The organism is Bacillus cereus group sp. N14 (assembly GCF_016483555.1).
Classification (GTDB): Bacteria; Bacillota; Bacilli; order Bacillales; family Bacillaceae_G; genus Bacillus_A; species Bacillus_A wiedmannii.
Window position 1 is genome coordinate 45785 of sequence record NZ_JAEHBQ010000009.1, and the last position, 22714, is coordinate 68498.

Consider the following 22714-nt stretch of genomic DNA (forward strand, 5'->3'; position numbering starts at 1 on the left):
AAGAAGATACCATTTGGTATCTTCTTTTTTGTCGTTAAATAGCCACTGTGCAAACCCAACATTATTGTCTACAATGAGAAAGTGCAGTATAGAAATATTAGAAACTGTATAAAGTGATTGTTAACAGGTTTTTCAGTTTAAATTTGTCACATAGAAAGGAAGCAATATGGAGGAACTACAACAAAATAAATCTGCTTTAAAAGAAAATGCGAAACCGTTATTAAAAAATACGAATTTCCTTTTTCTTTGGGCAGCTACTCTTTTTTCAAGTTTTGCTTTAGCCTTTTTTACTTTTTCACAAACGTGGTACATAGCAAAAACATTAAACCTTGAGGCTTCACTCGGTGTTGTTTTTGTAGCTCTTAGTGTTCCAAGGCTTATTTTTATGATTATCGGCGGTGCTGTAGCTGATAAATTCCCGAAAAAAAACATTATGTTTTATTCTAATATTATTCGTGCTATTCTCGTCGCAACCATCCTTACATGGTTCATCGTAGGTGATGTAACACTATATACATTTGCTTTATTCGCTTTATTCTTCGGGCTTGCTGATGCTTTTTTCTGGTCAGCTGATGGATCTATCTTGCCTGAACTTGTAGAAAAAAGCCGTTTAACACAAGCAAACTCACTTACACAAATGTCAAATCAAGCATCGGTCATCCTAGGCCCTGTACTTGGCGGAATTCTTATTAAATTTACGAACTATGAAACGATCTTTTCGATCACGATTTTATTACTAATCGTCGCAGCCATACTCGTTCAAAAAATACAATTTACGATGCCAGAACAGCAAAATACAGACAAAGGCATGTTCACTTCTATTAAAGAAGGAATCTTATATGTAAAGGAATCACCATTCCTTTCAACCTTCCTTATTTGTAGTGCCTTTTTAAACTTATTTTTAATCGGTCCGATGCAAGTCGGTTTCCCGCTTTTCGTTAAAAATGTTCTGCACGGTGACTCGCTTCAGTTTAGTTACTTAGAAGCATCTGTAGGGGGCGGAATGGCAATAGGCGCTGTCATTGTCGGTTTAAAAAATATTAATCGTAGACGCGGTCTATTTTGCATTATCATGATGCTACTGTCTGGTGTATTCTTCTTATCCATCAACTTTAGCACTGTACTATGGCAAGCATTATTAGCTGGCATGTTTTACGGTATTACAATCGCAATGGCTATCGTTCCGCTTATGGCGATGATTCAATCGACAGTAAAAGAAGAAATGATGGGGCGCGTAATGAGTTTGCTTATGCTATCATCAATGGGCTTTATCCCACTCTCTTATGCATTCACATCAATCGCACTTGCAATAGGAATTCCAATCGTAACCGTTATGAAAAGCGGTGCAATCGCCGTTATCGTCTTCGTACTATTTGTAGCGATTCGTGTTCCAGTTGTAAGGAAGTTTGATTAACTACTTGGAGTCATGTATTATACGCATGGCTCTTTTTTAAACGGATTAAATAACGTTATCCCCTTACTCCTTCTCACAGCTGCTCCCCATTCTAATCCAACCTCTAAAAATAGATCCCGCACTGTACTATATAGAAGCGCCTTCACATTTTTACGGATTTCCCCGTATTTATACGCTCTCACAACACTCTTTACTCGCCAAATGAAGTTTCCATACACTTCTTCATCCGCTAATATTTGCTCCAGTAAAACACCTTGCTCTAGTAACCCGCTCTTTTTATATGCAAGTTCCACCTTACTCCAAAATATATTAATCTTCTTCGGATTACGCGTCATCGGCACAAGTGCGTATATAAAAGGCTTCGGTATATCGTGACGGCAATACGTCTCATCAAGCTCGTACGTTTCTTTTCTATTCTCTTTTATTTGTGGAATGTTTTTAAAAAGAATTGTTTCCCCTTCACTTTTTTGCTCATTTTTACTACAGCCATCTGCACGATCCTCACTTTCACATGCGGACAGTTTCATACGGTCATCCATGCGGTCAATTGCAGATGTAAGAAATACATATAAGTTCGCACTATATCCGCCGCGCTTATGTCTTTCTTTTGTCGCAACACGCTTTATAATTCCTAGTTCCTCTAATTTTGCAATTGAACGGCGTACTGTACGAATACTTTTTCCAATATTCGTCGCAATCGTCTCCATTAACGGACAAGCAACTCCCACTGTTTTCTGTTTCTCATTCACTGCATACTTTCCTAAAAAATGAATAATAATAACATCCGTTTTATTCAATTGAAATCGATAGCACTTCAAAACTTGTTTTTGGTATGTATTAAACTCTTCTTTACTTCGAAATTCACTATATGGTTTCATTAAGCTATATAAGCTTCCCATTTTTATCACCTCATTTATAGGTAAGAAGCAGGAAGAGAAATTGGCGTGATATTTAATATTTTTTTAGTGGAGATGAAAATATGATCGTAATTAGCGCTTGTTTAGGTGGTATCGCTTGTCGGTATGATGGAAATGACAATCTCGTTTCAAAAATAGAGGCGTTATTACAAAGAGAAGATACCTTACTTGTTTGCCCTGAAGTATTAGGAGGATTGCCAACGCCTCGTCCTTCAGCTGAAATTATTGGCGGGAATGGCGATGACGTTTTGGATGGAAAAGCAAAAGTGATGACAAAAGACGGTGAAGATGTCACAGAAGCATTTGTAAATGGCGCTTATAAAGCTCTAGAACAAATGAAAGGTTTACATCCTGAATATATTATTTTGAAAGAACGTAGTCCATCTTGTGGTAGTTCTACGATTTACACTGGAGAATTTAACGGGAATAAGCAAACTGGTTACGGGGTAACAACTGCTTTATTCAAAAGACATGGATTTAAAGTCATTTCAGAAGAGGATTTTGAGAATATAAAAAGGAATTGACCCTGTTCGTCAATTCCTTCTTCTGTCTTATTTCACACTTAATTTTTCTTTCACTTTCGCAGGAAGCTCATCTTTCTTTACTTCTTCCCAAGCTGATACACCTTTTTTATCTGAATGATATACACGTAGGAATGCATCTTTACGTAAGTTTTTTTGTGCAGTAAATTCTAATTCTTTCTCTTTACCGTCTTTATCAAAGCCAGTTAGCTTATATTCATAATCTTTAAATTTTTGACCATTATCAGCTTTACTATGAACTTCTTTTCCATCTACTGTAATTTGAACGTAGTACTCATCTTTACCCATACGGTTAATATCACAACCAACTAACAGACTTGCGAATACAACTAAAATACTAAACAGTGCAATGTATCTTTTCATTTCCTTCACCTCATATGTTTTTTCTTATATTCTTATCTTAAAGCCCAGAGCTTAAAGAAGAAATTCAAAAACATGACATGAACATTACACTTTTGTAAGATAATAATTATTTCTTCACTTTAGAAACTGTCATCCCATCACCAATTGGAATGAGAGTACCGATTCTAAATTCGGATGAGCTGCTACTTCATTATAAAAGCCTTAGAGGAAATGAATTAATCATCTCCCTTAAGGCTTTTTATCCTCTATCTCTTTACTGCCAATTTTTTATGTATCTATTACCGCCAATAACGTCTTTCACGCCAGTTTCGCCACTTATCACGGATTTTATCACGTAATTTCCTTATACCGTTTATTACACCTTCTATTATAATATCTATCACGAGGTATCTTATAAATCTAAGAATAGGACCTATAACGTACTTCAATATAAATTCAAAAATATTCTCCAGCATATATCCCCTCTTTCTACCCTTCAATTATAACTCGAAAAAAGAGAACTTTAAAAGAAGCTCAAATAAATAATAATGCGTAAGTTGAACAACTTAAAGCTACTTCAGCATCTATTTTTTTGTACCAACTGGCAGTTTCGTCTTCAATATATGAAAAGGGATTTCTAAATGATGAATTGAATATATATTTATTGTTTTCTAGTTTTCGAGAGGTGAAATAAGATGAATCCTATTTTATTAGATGTTCCGTTACAAATAGAAACAGACAGACTCATTCTTCGGGCACCACTTCAAGCTGGTGAAGGGAATATAGTACACGAAGCTATTAAAGATTCAATTAGTGAATTAAAGCAGTGGTTGCTTTTATTCCAGTCAATTCCTACTGTTGAAGAAACGGAAATTCTCCTGAGAAATGCGCATATAGATTTTTTGAAAAGAGAAAGCTTTCGCTATCTTATCTACCATAAGGAGACGAATGATTTTATTGGAACTGCTAGCCTTCACGGAATTGATTGGAAGGTTTCTAAATGTGAAATTGGATACTGGATTAACACGCAATTTAGTGGCAATGGATATATGACAGAAGTAGTAAATACGTTAATAAACCTTGGGTTTCAGTTATTCAAATTTAGAAGGATTGAAATACGATGTGAACGTAATAACACGAAAAGTCGTGCGATTCCTAAAAAATTAGGTTTTGAGCTTGAAGGGATATTACGTAATGAAGACCTTTCAGCTGACGGCAAACAACTAACTGATACTTGCATCTATGCAAAGATAAAGTAAAACTTTAATCAGCCCTTACCAATTGGACTTTTATGGCAAAAGAAAAGACCTCCCTAACGATTGTATTCCATCGCTAAAAAGGTCTTTTTCTATTTCGGCTAAAAACTTAGCACTCTTCTGGCTTACCAGCATTCGATGCTGTACGGAAAGATGATCCACATCCGCATGATGCGATTGCGTTTGGATTGTCGATTGTGAATCCACCGCCAAGCATAGATTGTTTATAATCAATTTTTACTCCTTTAACAATCGGAGCACTTTCTGTATCGATAACAAATTCAACACCGAAAAACTCAAGAACTGTGTCGTCTTCTTTTGGTTCTACTTCAAATCCTAACCCGTAAGAAAGGCCAGTACATCCGCCGCCATGTACAGCAAGGCGCACGTACTTCTCTCCATCTTCAGCATCTTTTAACATATCTTTAATTTGAAAAGCTGCTTGTTCTGTTACTTCAATCATGAAATACACCATCCTTTCTGTTCTCATTCTATTATACATCTTTACGCTTCTATCTTGTACTCATACACTCCGCGGCAAATTACTTCTGCTGGTCCTTTCATTAACACATTGCCTTCTTCTGTCCATGCAATCATTAAATCGCCGCCAGCTAAATGAACTGTAATTTCCTTACCATGTTCCATTTTCCCATTTAAAATAGAGGCTACAACTGCAGCACACGCCCCTGTTCCGCAAGCTTGTGTTACACCAGATCCACGTTCCCAAACACGGAAGTTCATCTCTGCATCATTCAAAATTTCGACGAATTCAACATTTACTCGCTCTGGGAACATTTCATGTGTCTCCAGGACTGGACCAAGTGTTGTAAGAGGTGCTTGCTCTACATCATCAACAAAAATAACCGCATGCGGATTCCCCATTGAAACAGCTGTAAATGCATAACGATGATTATTGTATAAGAAGTTTTCACGAATAAATGGTGTTTCACCTTCACCAAGCATCGGTATTTCTGCACGTGTTAAACGCGGTGCTCCCATATCGATTTTCGCTAATGTAACTTTCCCTTCTTCTACCGTTACTTCCGCTGTTACAATACCAGCTAACGTTTCAATTTTGAAAACTGTTTCTTCTACTAGTTTATGCTCATACGCATATTTCGCTACGCAGCGTAAACCGTTACCACAGCTCTTTCCTTCTGAACCATCATTATTAAACATGCGCATTTTCACCGGAGCTACGTCAGATGGACAAATTAAAATCATTCCATCTGCTCCAATACCAGTATTAATATTTGAAACCTTTTCCGCCACAAGAACTAAATCTTCTTCAGGAATTTGTTCTTCAAACATATTTACATATATATAACTATTGCCAAGACCATGCATTTTTGTAAAAGAAAATTGGCTCATTTGTATTCACTCCAAAAATAGTTTGTTATTTTAAGTATAAAATGCACGCTTTTAGAACACAATATGAATGTCCCCCGTTTCTCATATTTGACAACATTTGGCGATGAGCCATTCTTGCACAAATTGTGTAAGAAAAAAGCCCTTCTACAAGGGCCTTTTTTATTTACATACAATATTATCCTCCCCGCGAAAGAAGATTTTATCTAATAGAAAAAGGTGCTGCTGATTGCAACACCTTAAAACATTGGATTTTCATCCAAATACTCATATACATTATGGACAAGTTCTTCTACTGTAGCACCTTGTACGACTTCACCATTTACAAGTGCAAACGGCCCTTCAAAACAAATACCACAATATCCTAAACAACCATATTCCATTACATCTAAATTCGGATCTTTTTCTAATTTCTCTAAAGCTGCTTGTGAACCACTCGCAAGGTTACCTACACAAAATTCAATTAATGGTTTAATCAAAATTCTCCCCCCTGTACTACAAAACAAATTACCTTCTGACTATCTATAAGAAGAAAACTAAGCTGTCTCTTGTTGTTTTCGTTATACATTCTAAACTATTTAGTTACTTCACTATTTCACTTCAAAGTAGATGGACTTATTTTATATAACATGCTGCTCGCAATGAAATAGTAATTAAAAAGGAAAAACAGTTTACTTTACTTTTCTTCTTATTGTACAACAGAGTATTCATTCATGCATTGTTATTTGTTCACAAATTCGATATAATTTGATTGAGTAAAGTCAAAATATTTTATTAATATAAAATTGTATGATTAGGGGATATTTCAACAGAAAAGGGGTAATCCATCATGAAACACCTCGTAATACTAGGTGGCGGCTACGGTGGAATGAGAATTCTGCAGCGGCTACTTCCAAGCAACCAACTTCCAGATGATGTACAAGTGACATTAATCGACAAAGTACCATACCATTGCTTCAAAACTGAATACTATGCATTAGTTGCGGGTACTATTTCAGAAACACATATTCGTATACCGTTTCCCGAGCACCCACGCCTCAATATTCAATACGGCACAATAACAAATATTGATCTCGAAGAAAAAGCTGTTCATCTCGATGGCGGCGAAGCAATCCCATATGATGATTTAATTATCGGTCTTGGCTGTGAGGATAAATATCATAACGTTCCTGGGGCGAAGGAATATACACATAGCCTACAATCGATTGAACAAACACGTAAGACATATGAACAATTAAATAGTCTAGAACCAAACGCAACAGTAGCTGTCGTTGGGGCTGGATTAAGTGGCGTTGAAGTTGCAAGTGAACTTCGCGAAAGCCGTTCTGATTTAAAAATTCACTTATTTGATCGAAAAGATAGAATTCTATTCCCATATCCAGAGAAATTAAGTAGATACGTAGAAGAATGGTTCGTAAAACATAAGGTTACTATTATACGAAACTCTAACATTACAAAAGTAGAACCAAATATTGTGTACAACCACGATGAACCACTTGAATGTGATGCAATCGTCTGGACAGCTGGTATTCAAGCAAATGAAGTTGTTCGAAACCTTCCAGTTGAACAAGATGGTAGCGGACGGGTTGTTTTAACAAAATATCACAATATTCCAAATAACGAGCACGTGTATGTTGTAGGAGATTGCGCAGCACTTCCACACGCTCCATCTGCACAACTTGCTGAAGGTCAAGGAGAGCAAATTGTCCAAATATTATTAAAACGTTGGAATAATGAACCACTTCCTGACGAACTACCTGTAATTAAATTAAAAGGTGTTCTCGGCTCTCTTGGTAAGAAGCACGGCTTTGGTTTACTTGCAAACCAACCATTAATGGGACGTGTACCGAGATTATTAAAATCCGGTCTTCTTTGGATGTACAAGTATCATAAAGGTTAATACTTTACAGACTGTCTACTAAATAGGCAGTCTCTTTTATGAGTTAAAATATAATTATCAGACACATCTTTCTCAATATGAATAATGATTTATTTTTCATTTTTATATTAAAAACTATTGATAAACAGTGTATGCTATTTATAAGTTGTTTTATTATTTCCTTTAAGACCGAAGTCATTCGGTCTTATTTTTTATGTTGTAAATACTTTTACAGGAGGTATTCCATTTCACTTATGAACTTAACGAAACTAAACGATCGAATAGAAGCGAAGAAGAAAGAATTGATCTATCTCGTTGAAAAGTACGGATTCACTCATGATAAAGTGATTTCTTTCAGCCAAGAATTAGATCGTTTACTTAACTTATTAATAGAACTCAAGACGAAGAAAAAACGTTGCTCTTTATAACCTTTATCCTCCCTTTTTTGATACGATAGAACTAGAATCAGAAAGGAGCCATCTATGTTTATATTAAAAGACGTTACATATAAAGATATACTACAAATTCCTTATTTACAGATTCAAAAAGAAAAAATCACATGTATTATCGGTGAGAGTGGGAGCGGAAAAAGTACATTGCTCCGCATGCTAAATGATTTGCAATCTCCAACATCCGGTACAATTAAATATAACGGAAAACTGATTTCTGATTATCCTCCTATTCAATTACGACGTGACGTAGTCATGCTTGGGCAAACGCCACCTATTTTTGATGGAACGATTAAAGACAATCTATTAATGGGACTTCGTTTTTCTGAAAAACCATTTCCAAATGACGATGCCTTGCGAAGCGCATTAACGACTGTTAGCTTAGAAAAAAATTTAGAAGACAACGCTGATTCATTATCAGGCGGAGAAAAACAACGACTTGCTTTTGCACGTATCGTACTTATGGATCCACCTGTTTATTTATTAGATGAACCAACCTCGGCACTAGATAGCGATACAGAACGCCGCGTTATGAAACAATTTACTATGCTAGCAAGAGAAAAGAAAAAAACAGTTATCTTCATTACACACTCACAACAACTTCCAGAAAAAATTGCAGACGATATTATTGAAATTAGTAAAACAAACGGTGCAACTAGAAAGGAAGTGCTCTCAATTGAAGGGCGTTATTGAACTCCAAATTTGGCAACTTGCCGCTGCATATATTTTTATTCTTATTTTAATTGGACTTGTAAAATTAAAAGGGATTCCGCGTGAAAAACAAATTGCGCTCGCAACATTCCGTATGACGATTCAGCTCGTACTTGTTGCATATGTCCTTACATACGTATTTGAAAATAGTAATCCATTTTATACAATTGCTCTTATTACTTCTATTACTACCTTTGCAATTTTTAATATTTATAAACGGGTTAACATCCCGATGTCTAAAGAATTAAAACGAGTAGCCGCGCTTTCCATGGTTGCCGGATCAATTGGGCCACTTCTACTATTTATCTTTGTTATTATCGGTCATGATCCTTGGTATGCGCCGCAATATATCGTTCCGATTACGGGAATGTTAGTTGGGAATGCGATGACAGGTGTTTCTCTCGGTGCAAATACGTTCTTAAATAATATGAAATCGCAAAGAGGTCAAATTGAAGGCTCACTTATGCTTGGCGCAACACCGAAAGAAGCCGCTGCGCCGCTCATACGAGACGCTTTTGACTCTGCTATTTTACCAACAATCAATTCTATGGTCGGAATGGGGATTATAAGCTTACCAGGCATGATGACTGGTCAAATCTTATCTGGTGTATCACCATTTACAGCCATTCAATATCAAATCGCCATTATACTTGGTATTTCAGGAAGCACTGCCTTTGCTGTTATTATCTTCTTACAGCTTGGATATAAAACATTCTTTAATAAGCGGTGTCATTTGAAAGAGATTGACTATGGCGTGAAATGAATCGTACCTCTCGCTTGGTAAATGATGCACCGTTCTCGGTGAGTGAAATTATATCGACGATTTTTCGAATATATCTATCATAACTCAAAATATATCAACGATTTTTGAAATATATCGGCGATTCGACAAGGAATATCGACTTACCGACAAAAAATGACATAATAAAAAGAGGAGGCCTATTCGCCTCCTCTTTTACTTACGCCTTCTTCACGAATTGTGATTTTAACTTCATTGCTCCGAAACCGTCGATTTTGCAATCGATATCGTGATCGCCATCAACTAGACGGATACTCTTTACTTTCGTACCGATCTTCACAACTGAAGAAGTTCCTTTTACCTTTAAATCTTTAATAACAGTAACAGCATCGCCGTCTTGAAGAACGTTTCCGTTCGCATCTTTTACAACTTTTGCACCATCATTATTTTCAGCTTCTGCTTCTTGGCCCCACTCATGAGCACATTCTGGACATACGAAAAGAACGCCATCCTCATACGTATATTCTGAATTACATTTTGGACAATTTGGTAAAGTAGCCATAAATTCATTTCCTCCGTTCATTATTTATACGTAAAAATCAAAATTGATGTTTACATCTCGATAAATAAAATTTGTATAGCATTTCTTTATAGTGCCATAGTCTTACGTTATTGACAAGCCTACCTCAAATTCTCATTTTTTATTGTATTTTACAAAATTTCAATTCATATACCGTTTCCAATGAAAAAAGAAGAACCCTCACAAGATTCTTCTTTTCAAAATGAACGAGTTCTCAATAAAAACTCCAACTATTTTCTTCAATGTAAAATTGATACTCTTCTAACTCTTCTTCACTTAACTTCTTATTATTTTCATATACTTCTTGCCATTCAAAATAGTCTTCACTAAAATAAACAGCAAATTTAATTTTCACGTTTTTCTTCTCTGTATAATCATAACCAGTAAACTCTATTACGTCATAATCTTTTTCTTTCTTCACAAACTTCCAAGTTGGATTATCCGTCATAATCTCTAAAGTAACACCTTCACTACTTGAACGAACGACATTTTTAATATTCGGCTCAGTTGGTAAAAGGGAAAGTCCAAACATAGCTCCACCAAACACGATTCCAACTATAACCTGAAAACCAACCATACCAGCAAAACTAGCGCCACCCTTTGATTGTAAGTAATACGCCTTCTCATGATCAGGCATATTTTCTTCCTTATGTAAAATACGAACAACATGCTTATAATATAAACGGTTTCCTTGCCATCCAGTGAATATTATCATTCCTAATTGAAAAACTAGACCAATTGATAAAAAAATCCCATCTGGAATGTCTATAAAAGGGGGGATAAGTATACTAGGTATCGCCAATAAAGTAAGTATAATAAATAACTTATACATTTTACGATAAGCTAACCAAAAAGTCGGGAAGAAAAAGGCTACCCAATTCCACGTATTTCCTTGCGCTGGATTTTCTACTTTTCCCCACTTAAAGTCATAATACGCCGTATTCTTTTGAACGACTGTATGTAACTGTTGCGGAGAAATTGTTTCTTGTAAAACAGTGTCCCTCACGTACATCATCCTTTTCTCATTTCTACATACGTGTATTTTATAGAAATAAAAAGAAGGAATCTAACAAAAAGTACATATATTTCATAAAAATGAACGGAAATCGAATCTATTCCGACAATTACCTGTTTATTATTCCATTTTACTTTTAAATATATTAGAATACTTATGAATGATATGTTTAATACACTAAGTTAATTATTTTGTATATTTGATAATAAAATGTTTCACATGAAACTATCCATATTTCGTATTACCTTTCCTCTACACAGTACATGTAAATCCATTTCTACAAAATACGAAAGACGCCCTTTTCAAAAGGCGTCTTTTTACAGTTGAAAATTTACTAATATAAAAAATGCATTATTTAATAAATGAATCCCCCATGGGACGAGTAAGTTATTTGTTTTCTTATACGTATAGGCTAAACATATACCGCCACCAAAAATATATCAAACACTCCCTACTGTAAGTGGATGTCCTAAAGTAAATATAAAAGCACTTATAACAATACTAGTAAGTGTAGAAAAGCGCTGAGATAATTTTGTGAAAAACATCCCCCGAAATAAAAGTTCTTCCCAAATCGGTGCAAAAGTGGTGAGTACAACTATGTATAAAATGATTTCACTTTTAGTAGGCTCTATTACTATATTAGATTCATTCACCCCAAGCCCATGTGGTAAAACTAAATTTAATACTGCAAGATATATAAGCAGTACGATCATCGTCATTACTATCGTTACATAATGCTTAAAATTATTGAACTGTATTGTTTTTAATAAATGTACACAGTAATTTCTCGCTGGTGAATATATTAAGATAATAGTAAGAAATGTTAAAGGCGGAATAAGATGATCTACATACCATGGATATAAGGAAGAGTCATAAACAAGGTTCAAAAAACCCACTCCATACATTACCCCAAAAATAATTATTATCATACTCATTACTACATACTTTTCTTCATAAGTAGCTAATTCTGTATTCATCCTATCCCCTCCAGTATAATTAAACCTTTTAAACCATTATATACCAATTTTAATTAAAAAACAGACGATACAATCTACTGTATCGTCTGTTTTTCCCTACCATTTCTCTCTACATGTTTCAATTAAATGCAGTAAGTACTTCCTCGTCATATCTGCCCTTCTCCACCTTGAGAGCATTCGCTTTTCTTTTGGATTCTGCCGTATTCTCGCTACTTCTTTTAATAAAAGCTCCCATTCTTCCCCTGAACGCTCTAACAAGTATTGCAATCCACTATCTTTTGAAACGATTGTTTTATGATCTAGTGTATATAGAATACGGCCCATCGTAACGACAGCTGATTCTACCCACTCTTCTATGAAAAATAAATACAGCTGCTTCGCTTTTTCACTCCAGTACTGTTCTACGTTGTATTTCATCGTATTGACTACATCGTCCCACCCTATTTGAAACGGAAGATCTTCCGCTTCTTTCCCGGTAACTGTAATACCTTGATTTTTCAATGTCCACCATGTGACCGCATTAATATCCCAATGACCTATATTCGCTTTACCATCTGCACAATACACGTACTCATTCATTTCATCATTGTATTTCCCTAAATCAGCAAGCGGAATATACATACCGTCCATTCTTTTGCCTAACGTACTACCACTAAGTTTCTTATGTAATTCTACAAGTTGTTGTTTTTCAGCCTCATTCACGGAATCACTTATTACCGTAACAAAATCAACATCGCTCGTTTCTACATGAAATGCACCAAGTACGATAGACCCGTAAATATATACCCCGACTATTTTTTCATCCAAAAAAATTTCTTTTAATTCTACTGTGTACCGCTCCATTAACTGTTGTACTTCTGTCGGTAACACATGCTTCACTCCATTTTTCACATCTATCCCTCCAATAAAAAAAGCCTTTGCAAATTCGCAAAGGCTTCCTGCTTTATAAATATTTCTCGATTTCTTCGTAAACATCCTTCAAACGAGGATTTCCTTCTCCAATAATTTCTCCATTTACAAGAACGACTGGATAAAATAAATCTTCCTCCACTACGCGCTCTGCGAATGCTTTCTTATCTTCATCTTCTTGTTCTTCTTGAAAATCAATATACTCGAAATTAAATTTATTTTCTTGTCCTTCATATTTACGACCAATCGCCGCTTGTAACCACTCAAACGTTTCTGTTGAAGATGGCATTCCAACGCAGCTCGCACAAATTACTTTCGTCCCATATACTTGCACATTAACCATTTCTTCTCCCCCACTTCTTGTTTCAACAGTATATTCAGATGTCTTATTACATAAGCACATCATTTTACAAACTTATTCCATACCCCTATACTGAAAAAACACGTTATAAACATGATAAAAAATTTCGACATTAAAACAAGAACAGAAAAAATAGATTTTCCCCTCTATCTTGATTATAATAAAACTGATGAAAGGAGTCGATAAAAATGGAAAACCCACATATGGAAGAACAAGTACTAGAAGTATTAGATAAATTACGTCCATTCTTACTTCGCGATGGCGGAGACGTTGAATTAGTAGACATTGAAGAAGGTATCGTAAAATTACGCCTTATGGGTGCTTGCGGAAGCTGCCCAAGTTCTACAATCACACTAAAAGCTGGTATCGAACGCGCATTACTTGAAGAAGTACCAGGCGTTATTGAAGTAGAACAAGTATTTTAATCTAAAAGCGGAAGCGGCTCGTTCAGAACAGGAGGTCATTGGAGCTCCTGACGAAGAGGCGCTTTTTGCCTCACAGGAAGGCGCGAAATGGCCGACTGTTCTAGCCGCTGGAGTTAGATATTAATCTAAAAGCGGAAGCGGCTCGTTCAAAGTCACTTGCTAAAAGGAGACCAAATTTGGTCTCCTTTTTTTATTCAAATATCACTCATGCGTTAACATCATAAAACAAAATTGGAAATCCTTCTCAAAAAGTGAGATAATTAATACTATAGAATCGTTCACACATATAAAAGTAAAAAACATAGGGGGACGACACATGCCAAAAATGGGGAACACTTTCTTAACAATTCAAGAACTAGAAAAGAAAAAAGAGTATTTATTCGACCTTTCATCCGTTATACCAACATGGAATGCGAGCTATCAATTTTTATTTAAAGAAATTCAGCAAGAATTATTGAGTAAAGTAAATGAAAAAATCGAAAAACATCAATTCATTTTAAATATATGTGCAGATCAACAGGTAGGGGCATAATGTATTACATACAATTGTGATATATAAAAAAGAGACCTCAATCGGTCTCTTTTTTATATTTTAAGATAGCCAATCTAATTTCCTAATCCCTAACTTATCGACTGGTAAACGAAGTGAGCCATAAAAGTGCTTCATAAATTGCTCAGAGCGGTTCACATCGTGTAAAATGGCTTCTAAGCGATCTCTATATATGCTTTTTTGTTCTTCGTTTCCAGTTTGGTAATATCTTTCGACTGTTTCAAAATAGTGAAGTGGGAACAGGAGCCTTGCAAATAATAGGCGCCAACCAAATGAGGATAGCGAATAATTTCGTTCGTAATCTGTAACAAATTGAACGATTGTTTGCTCCCAGTCTTTCTTTTTTTCTATCATCATATAGCGGATTAATTCTGCCATATCTCGAGTTGGGTGATCATACACCCAATCAAAAGGAAGTTTGAGACGCTTCGTTTGATGCCATAATAAAGGTGTGAATCGTTCTTGGCAAATTGTTGCTGCATCAGTCATTTGCGGCGTATCATCCATCTCTGTATCGACAACATACTGAATTGCATTTTCTGCAACTCCTAAGTAATACGGGAAGGATTCAATAAACAATTGATCGAATACGTCTGTAGGGTGGTTCATCACTTGTGATTGCCAAAACTTTTCTAATTGATCGAGCCTTTTTTCCCATAACGCTTTCCATTCGCCTATGCGGCTTAATTGCTCAATTTCTTCTGGAAAGAATGCACCTCGTTTATGGAATATAGAAAGCTCACTTCCTAATGATGTAGCATGTCGTTCTAACGCACGCATACCTTTTAATAAGCAGTAATTTTGTTCTTCTATCTCACTTACATAGTAGCCGTGTATAGTCGGAACGAAAGTCGCTACAGTTATATCCCCTTGCTGGTTCATATAATCACTGAGCTTTTTCATCTCTACAAGTACTTCTTCCTCCATTTCTCCAATTGGAACAAGTACATAAATTTTGTTGCGAATCCAAAAGCTTTTATAGGGGCCAAGGGGGATTAATTCTTTAACATGCATATGATAATGCTCATAAATATGATGAATCATCGCAGTCGCCACCTATGGTTTTTCTTTATATATATGAGCTTGTGCTCGCCTTTCATTCCTATGCACATGATAAAGCAACGAAACGTATACAAATACTAAAAAGAAAAAAAGGTGATAAACGTGAAAGAATCAAATCAACTACAAGAAAGAGCATTACAACTATTACAAGAACGTGGTGTAACAATTGACGATATTGCTGAGCTTGTTCATTTTCTTCAAAAAAAATATCATCCAAATTTAGAGATGTCAGAATGCCGTTATAACGTTGAGCGTGTATTATCAAAACGTGAAGTACAAAACGCACTAATTACTGGTATCGAACTCGATGTCCTTGCTGAAAAAGGAATGTTAAGTGAGCCGTTACAAGATATCGTAAAACGTGATGAAGGCTTATACGGAATTGATGAAGTGATCGCACTTTCTATCGTTAATGTATACGGCTCTATCGGTTTCACGAACTTTGGATATATCGATAAATTAAAACCTGGTATTTTAGAATTCTTAAATGATAAATCATCTGGAAAGGTGCATACATTCCTTGATGATATCGTTGGCGGGATCGCTGCCGCTGCTTCAAGCCGTTTAGCACACAGAGCTGAGCATTCGGAATAATACAATATGAAAGACCGTCAGTTTCATACTGACGGTCTTTCATATTCCATGAGCATAAATTCTCTTCCGCGACTCAAAAAAATAGGACCTTGCTGAAAACCTATGTTTTTATATAGCGTAATCGCTCTTGTATTAAACGTCGCTACACTAAGTCGAAACGTTTTCGGCCTAAATGCTTTAATAGCAAAAGCTATCCCAGCTTGAAAAAATATTTTCCCCAGGCCTTTCCCTGTTAACGCTGGCTTCATGCCAAGTCCGATATCAATTACATCTTCTCCACCATATAAATTTGCATCTCTTCCACCTGGCACTTGTGCATTTTCTCCAAAACAAAAATAGCCGATAAACTCCCCATTATCGTTACAACAGCCATAATACGTTCCATCTAATAATTCTTCTATTACTTCTTCCTCGCCTGAAAAACTATATAAATTATAAGGTTCTTCGTACGTCCACGTATTTATCTCATTTGCTTCTTCTACCGTTAACTTATGTATATCCATCCTTCTCTCCCCTTATCAAATATTCTATATATACTCATTCATTTTTCGTGCCTCATTTCCCTCTAATTGCAATATGCAGAATTACATACGCACAGCCATTAAACAAGTGGTACAATTTATTTGAATCGCTGTTGCTACACTTCTTGATCAAAGAAAAGGCGTTAAAACGGATATTAGCGCCTTATCAAACTCAAGCAATTGGCACATTTTGTCATCATGAAAGACACTCAAAAGAGTGTCTTTTTTTTATACCTCACAAGGACTTACTCATTTCAACATATAAACACATAAAATAATGTAACTCTTTACACGCATGAATCCTTTTCTAAAAGTTGTGAAGTAGATTCAAAATAAAAAAGCACTCCAGCCAGAGTGCTTTTTACTTTCAAACAAGGAGGTTACATATATGGATAGTACTCTCGTATTTAATTTCGGCATTGGTATTGTCATCATTTTATTTGTTTTCTTTGTTCTTTGTATGAGTGGGGTATAGCAATCTTTTATGCTGATAACTCCTTTAAAGTATCACTTAATTTAAACTTTCTTAATTGTAAGGAAGCAATCAATGCTGCCCCTGCCCCAAGCATCAGACTAGCTAGAGCCAATATGAAGACTTGATTATACGGAATGATAATAACTGTTAGCTCTAGACTTGATAACACAATATAGCTAAACAAAATCCCACCAAAAATGCCAATACAACCAGCTATCGCTCCAAGTAAAGTTCCCTCTAATAAAACGATCCGTCTCATTTGCTTCGGAATAGCTCCTACCGCACGAATCATACTAATTTCAGCACGTCTTTCATGCAAGCTTGCGACTATCGCGTTCATTAATCCTATACCAGAAATAATGAAAACAATTACAACTAACAAGCGAATTAACATCATCATTTGCGATAATAACTGCTCTTGTTCTTTCAATAAATCATAACTGTTTATAACTTCTACATTCTCTTTATTATTTGTAATTTCTTTTACTTGCTTCTTAATCGATTCAAATGATTGATTAGAATTTGTCATAACTTGTATTGCTTCATATCCTTGCACGTGAAACTTATCGCGAGCCCATTGTTCATTTACAAAAACATCTAATCCTCTTAACCTTAATCCTTGCTCAATAATCGAAACGACTTTAATTGCTTGTTTTTCTTTTCCCTTCCCTTGTACTTCAATCGTATCATGCAACTGAAGTCCTAAATTTTTAGCCACTTCCTTCGTAATGACTCCCTCACCATCTCGTAATGGCTTACTTAAAGTTTGCCCTGCAATCACTTTCGCCTTTGTCACTTTCTGATACGCTACAATATCGTTACCTACAACTTCCATTGAATCGTAGTTCAAATTGTTTTTTTTCGCAAATTCATACCATTCTTGATTCGCTTGTTTAAAGTCATAATTTACAAGTTTTGCTGTAAAGTCAGTAGCATTCCCAACACTTGATTCCACACCATCAATTTTTCTAACCTTCTCCATCCAACTAAACGGTAATGTTTCTATTCCTTGCGACTCTACCGGAATTCTTATTACTAAGTCCGCTGGTAAATGTTTTTGTAATCCTTTTTTCATACCTTCATACATAGAATTTACATACATCGTTCCAACAAGCGCTAACATAAAACCAAATGCTAATATAGCAACCGACACAGCTGCCTTATTCCGATAACGAATTACATTCCGGCTACTAATCGTCGTTTCAATTTGTAATATCATTTGAAACGGTTTTGCAATTACTGGTGCTATCATACGAATAAATAACGGAATCGCAAATAACAAACCAACTGCAAATAACAGCGCTCCTATCGCACTTGGATTAAAACCGATATACTGCTCTAATATGTTACCCGTGAGTCCAATAACAGTACCAATGATTAAAATGCTAAGGCTAAAAGCGCTCCATCTCTTTTCTTTTTTCTCATTACTAGGAAGACCTGGCCGAAGTGCTTGAACTGGTGGAATCTTTCTAACCATAAAAGCTGGTATAACGGCCCCTATGAGAGACATAACAATCCCTAGTAAAAAAGTAATGAGTAAAATCTCCCCTGAAATCGAGAATGACGCTTTCCCTGCCCCCTCAATATTCACCCATTTGTTAATGAATGATGCTGCAATTGTTTGCGTACCTGCTCCAAGAATAACTCCTGCTAGCGACCCAATCGCTCCGATACATAAAGCCTCTAATAAAACGACTAATATAATTTGATTTGGATTACTACCGAGTGCACGTAATAATGCCCATTGCTTAAATCGACTTCTGACAGATAAGAAGAAACTTCCCATTATTAAAAGAGCTACAACAAATAAGGCAATACCACCTAAACTGAAAATTAACGGCTTCATTACATTTAGTCGTTCAAATGCCTTATCAACATAAGTACGTTGATCCACCTTTATATTTTCTATCTTCTTATTTACATCAAGAGCAATCGCTCGCTTCACATTTACATCGGCTGTTTTCACTTGAACGAGATTGAACTGATTTGGTAGATTTAATTCTTTTTGAAGCCACTGGATTGGAAAATAAGCCCCATGCCCCATTGCCGCCATTAACGGTGGATTTAAAATACCGACGACTTTCACAGTCTTTTCTCCATGCTGCGGGAATGGCAATTTAATCGTATCTCCCACCCGTATATTTTCACGGTCTGTATACCCTTTTGTCAGTGCTACTTCAGCCCCTTCTTTCGGATATCGACCTTCTAATATTTTATAAGAATGCATTTCTGGAGAATCTTGCTCAACACCCCAATAGGACGGCTTTCCTGATAGCTCTTTATAATTTGGAAAAGGATATGGTATAAGTATTTTTGATATTTTTTCAGCGTTTTCTAAGCCATCTATTCCTTTTAAACTTTCATTATTTAAATACATATCGTTTTTTATATAGCCAAATTGTAAATTATAATCTCCATACCGACTTACTACTTGTTCCTTCACACTTTGTTCTACTGATTGATTACCAAGTAATAACATCGTCGCTAACATAACACCTAAAGCTGCACCGAGGGCAATCAACATATTTCGCAGCCAATTTTGTTTCATCGATTTTACCGCATACTTAATTACCCATCGCATCACCTTTACCTCCTACTTTAAAGTGACGATTCATAATTTCTTGAATGTGAGTAACTTGTTGCGGGATATTTCGAAACTTCCACCCTTTACTTTCAGCATGCTCATGAATCACTTCACCATCTAATAAGAAAACAACTTTATCAGCATGAGCCGCTACGAACGGGTCGTGCGTTACAACAACAGCTGTTTGTCCTAACTCATCACACGCATTTCGAAGTGCCGCGATGATATTTTTGCTATTTTCTGAGTCTAATGCCCCTGTTGGCTCATCCGCTAATATAATTGCCGGCTCATTTGCAAAAGCTCTTGCTATCGCAACCCTTTGCTGTTGCCCGCCTGATAACTGTGATGGTAAATGCTTTTCTTTTCCTTTTAACCCAACAAGCTCTAATAAACGAGTTGCTGTCACCGTTGCCTTCTTTTGCGATACATTATCCAACAGTAACGGTAATCCTACATTTTCCTCTGCACTAAACACCGGAATCAAATTAAACTGTTGAAAAATAAAACCGATTTTATGTCTTCTAAATAAAGCGAGCTCTTTTTCTTTTAACGTTGAAATCTCTGTACCGTCAACTCGAATACTACCTACCGATGGAATATCTAATCCACCTAATAGCTGCAATAAAGTTGTTTTCCCTGAACCACTTGCCCCCATAATACAAACGAAATCTCCTTTTTGAATTTGAAGATTAATACCTTTTAATATCTTTACTTTACTATCCCCAATATCAAACGATTTTTCTAACCTTTCAATTTCAATAATATTCATCCCCATATCCCCTTCTCTCTCTATTTACCAATCTATATATTCTATTCAAAAATACAAAATCCCTACTATTTTGTATTTTTTTGTCACACACTAATATTTCTCATGTCAGAAAAATTGACTCTCGTAAAAAAAGTAACCATAATAGTTACACGAATACATAAAAGCTATTCACATATCCACAAATAGGAGGAATAACAATGAAACATGTAATCGTTTATGCACATCCAAATACAGAAAGCTTCAACCATGCGATTTTAGAAACGGTAAAAAGTGAATTAGAAGAAAAAGGTCATGAAGTACGCGTTCGCGATCTATACGAATTAAACTTCAATCCAGTATTAGGCGCTTCCGATTTCATCTCATTTTCTCAAGGAAACACACCAGAAGATATTAAAGAAGAGCAAGAGCATATCTCTTGGGCTGATAGCATTACATTCATTTATCCAGTTTGGTGGGCGGGGCTTCCTGCTATTTTAAAAGGATACGTTGACCGTGTATTTAGCCATGGCTTCGCTTATGCTTACCGTGAAAATGGCATTGAAAAACTATTAAGCGATAAAAAAGGCTTATTATTATCTACAATGGGAAATACGAAAGAAGCATACACAGCAGGCGGTATGTTTGATGCAATGAAGAAAACAGCAGATGTTGGTATTTTTGAATTTACAGGCATTGAAACAATTGAGCATACATTCTATACAAGTGTTCCTTCTGTGGATGACAGTGTGCGTAAACAATATCTTGAAGAGGTTAAAGATGTTGTGAATCGTGCATTTTAATAAAAAAACTCCGGTTGTTAAAACCGGAGTTTTTTTTATTTCATCATTAATTTCGGAATATATCTTTGAAGAATGCTTTCTAATTCATTCATATCTTCCTGTCTAATAAGTAAATTCACATTGTCATTCATTTTTTCTCGCCCGCGATATAAAAATATATTTTCTTTTGGATTTTCCCATGTTGATGTTTTATAGCCTTTCAATTCTTCATATGAATAAAAGTTTAATCCGTCTACTACACCTTTTTCATATATTTGTACACTTTTAATAAGATGGATGGCTATTAAAGTCATAAAACAACTTGCTACAACATAACTACCCGACTGAATAAGAAACTGTTCAGCTGTATCAATATCGCCACTTACGTACTGAGCATATATATACATACATTGTCCAATGAAATATGCTGGCCCAAGTAATGCAATCCAACGTCTCTTCACTCGTGGATATGTTGCAATAAGTTTTCCTGCACTTTTTTTCATTTCATTTATTTTATATATTTTCCATAGAACAAAAAATAAAACACATAATGTAAAAACAAACATAATACATGACATCCAGTACACTCTGATTCCCTCCCCTCAATATCATTACATATAAATTTTACATTTTGTATAACAATAGCACATATGCAATTATGCATAAAAAAACAGGTAACCTCTTCCGGCTACCTGTTTTTCATTACATTTTCTCAATCCACTCCGTCAAGTTATGCACAACTTGCGTCGGTTGTACTTCATATTCTGTTAACTTCTCCACAGTTGTGACTCCAGTGTGGACAAGAAGGGTATGCATGCCAGCATTTATTCCCGCTAAAATGTCTGTATCGTAGTTATCCCCAACCATTAATGCTTCATTTTTTTCTATGCCAAGCACTTTTAAAGCTTGTTCCATAATGATTGATTCTGGTTTTCCGATAAAGATTGGATCTACGCCTGTTGATACGGCTACAACTGATGTTAATGAACCGTTACCTGGTAATAATCCGCGCTCAGTCGGAATGGCAATGTCTCCATTTGTAGAAATAAACGTTGCACCGTTACGCACAGCAAGACAAGCTTTTGCTAATTTTTCATATGTGATGTCACGATCTAAACCAACAACAACGAAATCAGGATTTTCATCCACAAGTTCAAATCCTTTTTCCACAAGTGCATCATGTAAGCCTTCTTCACCAATCATATATACAGTTGCGTCTTGTTTACGTTCATAAATGAAGTTCGCTGTCGCCATACTCGTTGTGAATACTTGCTCTGCTTCCGCTGGAATATCGAAACGAACAAGTTTTTCTGCCACTTGTTCTGGTTTACGCGTTGAATTATTCGTAACGAATAAATAAGGAATGCCGCGCTCTCCTAATGCTTTTACGAAGTCGCTCGCTTCTTCAATTTGTTCTTCTCCGCGATACATCGTACCGTCTAAGTCAATTAAGTAACCTTTATACATCATTATGTCTCTCCTTCTATGCTAACGTTCTCACCTATCATACCACTCTT

Annotated in this window: 26 protein-coding genes and 1 pseudogene; 11 read left to right on the top strand and 16 right to left on the bottom strand. The window is 35.8% G+C overall.

The features are described from left to right. Positions 1–166: 166 nt before the first annotated feature. Positions 167–1414: an MFS transporter gene (locus JDS82_RS14670; protein WP_046959971.1), complete on the top strand. Its 1248-nt coding sequence runs from the start codon at positions 167–169 to the stop codon at positions 1412–1414. A gap of 17 nt (positions 1415–1431) precedes the next feature. On the opposite strand, the gene JDS82_RS14675 is transcribed toward JDS82_RS14670, so the two are convergent. Then, positions 1432–2313 (bottom strand): helix-turn-helix domain-containing protein, encoded by an 882-nt coding sequence (locus JDS82_RS14675; RefSeq protein WP_151035613.1) that lies wholly within the window; start codon positions 2311–2313, stop codon positions 1432–1434. Positions 2314–2393: 80 nt separating this feature from the next. On the opposite strand from JDS82_RS14675, the gene JDS82_RS14680 reads away from it, so the two are divergent. Next, a complete protein-coding gene (locus JDS82_RS14680; RefSeq protein WP_064460054.1) occupies positions 2394–2855 on the top strand; it encodes a 2-thiouracil desulfurase family protein in 462 nt (153 codons plus the stop codon). Between the two features lie 27 nt (positions 2856–2882). Here the strand turns inward: JDS82_RS14680 and JDS82_RS14685 are convergent, their stop codons facing one another. Then, on the bottom strand, positions 2883–3236 hold the full coding sequence (locus JDS82_RS14685; protein ID WP_000833130.1) for a YxeA family protein: 354 nt from the start codon (positions 3234–3236) through the stop codon (positions 2883–2885). Positions 3237–3910: 674 nt separating this feature from the next. Here JDS82_RS14685 and JDS82_RS14690 point away from each other — a divergent pair. Further along, the gene (locus JDS82_RS14690) at positions 3911–4474 is read left to right on the top strand and encodes a GNAT family N-acetyltransferase (protein WP_199713504.1); all 564 of its coding nucleotides are present in this window, start codon (positions 3911–3913) and stop codon (positions 4472–4474) included. A gap of 106 nt (positions 4475–4580) precedes the next feature. Here JDS82_RS14690 and JDS82_RS14695 read toward each other — a convergent pair whose 3' ends face one another. The 3 genes from JDS82_RS14695 to JDS82_RS14705 all read right to left on the bottom strand — a co-directional run bounded on the left by JDS82_RS14695 (position 4581) and on the right by JDS82_RS14705 (position 6318). Beyond that, the gene (locus tag JDS82_RS14695) at positions 4581–4934 is read right to left on the bottom strand and encodes a HesB/IscA family protein (RefSeq protein WP_000573829.1); all 354 of its coding nucleotides are present in this window, start codon (positions 4932–4934) and stop codon (positions 4581–4583) included. A gap of 41 nt (positions 4935–4975) precedes the next feature. Further along, entirely contained in the window at positions 4976–5842 is an 867-nt protein-coding gene (dapF, locus tag JDS82_RS14700; protein WP_000077406.1) for a diaminopimelate epimerase, read from the bottom strand. A gap of 236 nt (positions 5843–6078) precedes the next feature. After that, positions 6079–6318 (bottom strand): YuzB family protein, encoded by a 240-nt coding sequence (locus tag JDS82_RS14705; protein ID WP_000595024.1) that lies wholly within the window; start codon positions 6316–6318, stop codon positions 6079–6081. 350 nt (positions 6319–6668) lie between these two features. Here JDS82_RS14705 and JDS82_RS14710 point away from each other — a divergent pair, with 350 nt between their 5' ends. The 4 genes from JDS82_RS14710 (at position 6669) to JDS82_RS14725 (ending at position 9641) form a co-directional block, all read left to right on the top strand. Next, positions 6669–7739 carry an NAD(P)/FAD-dependent oxidoreductase gene (locus JDS82_RS14710; protein ID WP_000682062.1) on the top strand — a complete coding sequence of 357 codons (1071 nt, stop codon included), beginning with the start codon at positions 6669–6671 and terminating at the stop codon, positions 7737–7739. A 233-nt stretch (positions 7740–7972) separates the two neighbouring features. Further along, positions 7973–8146, top strand: a complete 174-nt coding sequence (locus JDS82_RS14715) for an aspartyl-phosphate phosphatase Spo0E family protein (RefSeq protein ID WP_001054620.1) — start codon at positions 7973–7975, stop codon at positions 8144–8146. Positions 8147–8200: 54 nt separating this feature from the next. After that, positions 8201–8860 (top strand): ABC transporter ATP-binding protein, encoded by a 660-nt coding sequence (locus JDS82_RS14720; protein WP_048566612.1) that lies wholly within the window; start codon positions 8201–8203, stop codon positions 8858–8860. Next, complete coding sequence (locus tag JDS82_RS14725) at positions 8844–9641, top strand: ABC transporter permease (protein ID WP_199713505.1); 798 nt, start codon at positions 8844–8846, stop codon at positions 9639–9641. The genes JDS82_RS14720 and JDS82_RS14725 overlap by 17 nt, the downstream gene beginning before the upstream one ends. A gap of 196 nt (positions 9642–9837) precedes the next feature. On the opposite strand, the gene phnA is transcribed toward JDS82_RS14725, so the two are convergent. From phnA to JDS82_RS14750, 5 genes and pseudogenes are all read right to left on the bottom strand, one after another. After that, positions 9838–10179, bottom strand: a complete 342-nt coding sequence (gene phnA, locus JDS82_RS14730; RefSeq protein ID WP_000212737.1) for an alkylphosphonate utilization operon protein PhnA — start codon at positions 10177–10179, stop codon at positions 9838–9840. Between the two features lie 232 nt (positions 10180–10411). Then, positions 10412–11209 carry a DUF2628 domain-containing protein gene (locus tag JDS82_RS14735; protein ID WP_199713506.1) on the bottom strand — a complete coding sequence of 266 codons (798 nt, stop codon included), beginning with the start codon at positions 11207–11209 and terminating at the stop codon, positions 10412–10414. Positions 11210–11529: 320 nt separating this feature from the next. Continuing rightward, a pseudogene (locus JDS82_RS14740) lies at positions 11530–12189 on the bottom strand (lysostaphin resistance A-like protein). Positions 12190–12285: 96 nt separating this feature from the next. Then, positions 12286–13164 carry a nucleotidyltransferase domain-containing protein gene (locus JDS82_RS14745; RefSeq protein WP_199713507.1) on the bottom strand — a complete coding sequence of 293 codons (879 nt, stop codon included), beginning with the start codon at positions 13162–13164 and terminating at the stop codon, positions 12286–12288. After that, the gene (locus JDS82_RS14750; protein ID WP_199713508.1) at positions 13133–13441 is read right to left on the bottom strand and encodes a YuzD family protein; all 309 of its coding nucleotides are present in this window, start codon (positions 13439–13441) and stop codon (positions 13133–13135) included. Before JDS82_RS14750 ends, JDS82_RS14745 begins: the two co-directional genes overlap by 32 nt. 206 nt (positions 13442–13647) lie before the next feature. On the opposite strand from JDS82_RS14750, the gene JDS82_RS14755 reads away from it, so the two are divergent. Both JDS82_RS14755 and JDS82_RS14760 read left to right on the top strand, forming a co-directional pair. Continuing rightward, a complete protein-coding gene (locus JDS82_RS14755) occupies positions 13648–13884 on the top strand; it encodes a NifU family protein (protein WP_000431158.1) in 237 nt (78 codons plus the stop codon). Between the two features lie 316 nt (positions 13885–14200). Further along, positions 14201–14416 carry a carbonic anhydrase gene (locus JDS82_RS14760; protein WP_199713509.1) on the top strand — a complete coding sequence of 72 codons (216 nt, stop codon included), beginning with the start codon at positions 14201–14203 and terminating at the stop codon, positions 14414–14416. A 60-nt stretch (positions 14417–14476) separates the two neighbouring features. On the opposite strand, the gene yutH is transcribed toward JDS82_RS14760, so the two are convergent. Then, a complete protein-coding gene (gene yutH, locus JDS82_RS14765) occupies positions 14477–15478 on the bottom strand; it encodes a spore coat putative kinase YutH (RefSeq protein WP_000581274.1) in 1002 nt (333 codons plus the stop codon). Positions 15479–15598: 120 nt separating this feature from the next. Between yutH and JDS82_RS14770 the strand changes: the two genes are divergently transcribed. Then, a complete protein-coding gene (locus JDS82_RS14770) occupies positions 15599–16090 on the top strand; it encodes a phosphatidylglycerophosphatase A family protein (protein ID WP_000665100.1) in 492 nt (163 codons plus the stop codon). 23 nt (positions 16091–16113) lie between these two features. Here the strand turns inward: JDS82_RS14770 and JDS82_RS14775 are convergent, their stop codons facing one another. The 3 genes from JDS82_RS14775 to JDS82_RS14785 form a co-directional block, all read right to left on the bottom strand. Then, positions 16114–16593, bottom strand: a complete 480-nt coding sequence (locus JDS82_RS14775) for a GNAT family N-acetyltransferase (RefSeq protein ID WP_199713510.1) — start codon at positions 16591–16593, stop codon at positions 16114–16116. Between the two features lie 500 nt (positions 16594–17093). Then, complete coding sequence (locus tag JDS82_RS14780; RefSeq protein ID WP_199713511.1) at positions 17094–19667, bottom strand: FtsX-like permease family protein; 2574 nt, start codon at positions 19665–19667, stop codon at positions 17094–17096. Then, positions 19651–20439: an ABC transporter ATP-binding protein gene (locus JDS82_RS14785; RefSeq protein WP_048561657.1), complete on the bottom strand. Its 789-nt coding sequence runs from the start codon at positions 20437–20439 to the stop codon at positions 19651–19653. The genes JDS82_RS14780 and JDS82_RS14785 overlap by 17 nt, the downstream gene beginning before the upstream one ends. A gap of 197 nt (positions 20440–20636) precedes the next feature. Here JDS82_RS14785 and JDS82_RS14790 point away from each other — a divergent pair, with 197 nt between their 5' ends. Continuing rightward, on the top strand, positions 20637–21218 hold the full coding sequence (locus JDS82_RS14790) for an NAD(P)H-dependent oxidoreductase (protein ID WP_064449151.1): 582 nt from the start codon (positions 20637–20639) through the stop codon (positions 21216–21218). 35 nt (positions 21219–21253) lie between these two features. On the opposite strand, the gene JDS82_RS14795 is transcribed toward JDS82_RS14790, so the two are convergent. Both JDS82_RS14795 and JDS82_RS14800 read right to left on the bottom strand, forming a co-directional pair. Further along, complete coding sequence (locus JDS82_RS14795) at positions 21254–21784, bottom strand: iron ABC transporter substrate-binding protein (protein WP_088060048.1); 531 nt, start codon at positions 21782–21784, stop codon at positions 21254–21256. A gap of 115 nt (positions 21785–21899) precedes the next feature. After that, a complete protein-coding gene (locus JDS82_RS14800) occupies positions 21900–22664 on the bottom strand; it encodes a TIGR01457 family HAD-type hydrolase (RefSeq protein WP_033662784.1) in 765 nt (254 codons plus the stop codon). Positions 22665–22714: the final 50 nt, after the last annotated feature.

Coding starts and splice junctions, on each gene's coding strand:
- JDS82_RS14675 (WP_151035613.1), bottom strand. CDS start 2,313: ATGGGAAGCTTATATAGCTTAATGAAACCATATAGTGAATTTCGAAGT.
- JDS82_RS14785 (WP_048561657.1), bottom strand. CDS start 20,439: ATGAATATTATTGAAATTGAAAGGTTAGAAAAATCGTTTGATATTGGG.
- JDS82_RS14715 (WP_001054620.1), top strand. CDS start 7,973: ATGAACTTAACGAAACTAAACGATCGAATAGAAGCGAAGAAGAAAGAA.
- JDS82_RS14685 (WP_000833130.1), bottom strand. CDS start 3,236: ATGAAAAGATACATTGCACTGTTTAGTATTTTAGTTGTATTCGCAAGT.
- yutH (WP_000581274.1), bottom strand. CDS start 15,478: ATGATTCATCATATTTATGAGCATTATCATATGCATGTTAAAGAATTA.
- JDS82_RS14760 (WP_199713509.1), top strand. CDS start 14,201: ATGCCAAAAATGGGGAACACTTTCTTAACAATTCAAGAACTAGAAAAG.
- JDS82_RS14670 (WP_046959971.1), top strand. CDS start 167: ATGGAGGAACTACAACAAAATAAATCTGCTTTAAAAGAAAATGCGAAA.
- JDS82_RS14710 (WP_000682062.1), top strand. CDS start 6,669: ATGAAACACCTCGTAATACTAGGTGGCGGCTACGGTGGAATGAGAATT.
- phnA (WP_000212737.1), bottom strand. CDS start 10,179: ATGGCTACTTTACCAAATTGTCCAAAATGTAATTCAGAATATACGTAT.
- JDS82_RS14695 (WP_000573829.1), bottom strand. CDS start 4,934: ATGATTGAAGTAACAGAACAAGCAGCTTTTCAAATTAAAGATATGTTA.
- dapF (WP_000077406.1), bottom strand. CDS start 5,842: ATGAGCCAATTTTCTTTTACAAAAATGCATGGTCTTGGCAATAGTTAT.
- JDS82_RS14690 (WP_199713504.1), top strand. CDS start 3,911: ATGAATCCTATTTTATTAGATGTTCCGTTACAAATAGAAACAGACAGA.
- JDS82_RS14780 (WP_199713511.1), bottom strand. CDS start 19,667: ATGCGATGGGTAATTAAGTATGCGGTAAAATCGATGAAACAAAATTGG.
- JDS82_RS14790 (WP_064449151.1), top strand. CDS start 20,637: ATGAAACATGTAATCGTTTATGCACATCCAAATACAGAAAGCTTCAAC.
- JDS82_RS14755 (WP_000431158.1), top strand. CDS start 13,648: ATGGAAAACCCACATATGGAAGAACAAGTACTAGAAGTATTAGATAAA.
- JDS82_RS14775 (WP_199713510.1), bottom strand. CDS start 16,593: ATGGATATACATAAGTTAACGGTAGAAGAAGCAAATGAGATAAATACG.
- JDS82_RS14720 (WP_048566612.1), top strand. CDS start 8,201: ATGTTTATATTAAAAGACGTTACATATAAAGATATACTACAAATTCCT.
- JDS82_RS14750 (WP_199713508.1), bottom strand. CDS start 13,441: ATGGTTAATGTGCAAGTATATGGGACGAAAGTAATTTGTGCGAGCTGC.
- JDS82_RS14680 (WP_064460054.1), top strand. CDS start 2,394: ATGATCGTAATTAGCGCTTGTTTAGGTGGTATCGCTTGTCGGTATGAT.
- JDS82_RS14745 (WP_199713507.1), bottom strand. CDS start 13,164: ATGTTTACGAAGAAATCGAGAAATATTTATAAAGCAGGAAGCCTTTGC.
- JDS82_RS14800 (WP_033662784.1), bottom strand. CDS start 22,664: ATGTATAAAGGTTACTTAATTGACTTAGACGGTACGATGTATCGCGGA.
- JDS82_RS14735 (WP_199713506.1), bottom strand. CDS start 11,209: ATGTACGTGAGGGACACTGTTTTACAAGAAACAATTTCTCCGCAACAG.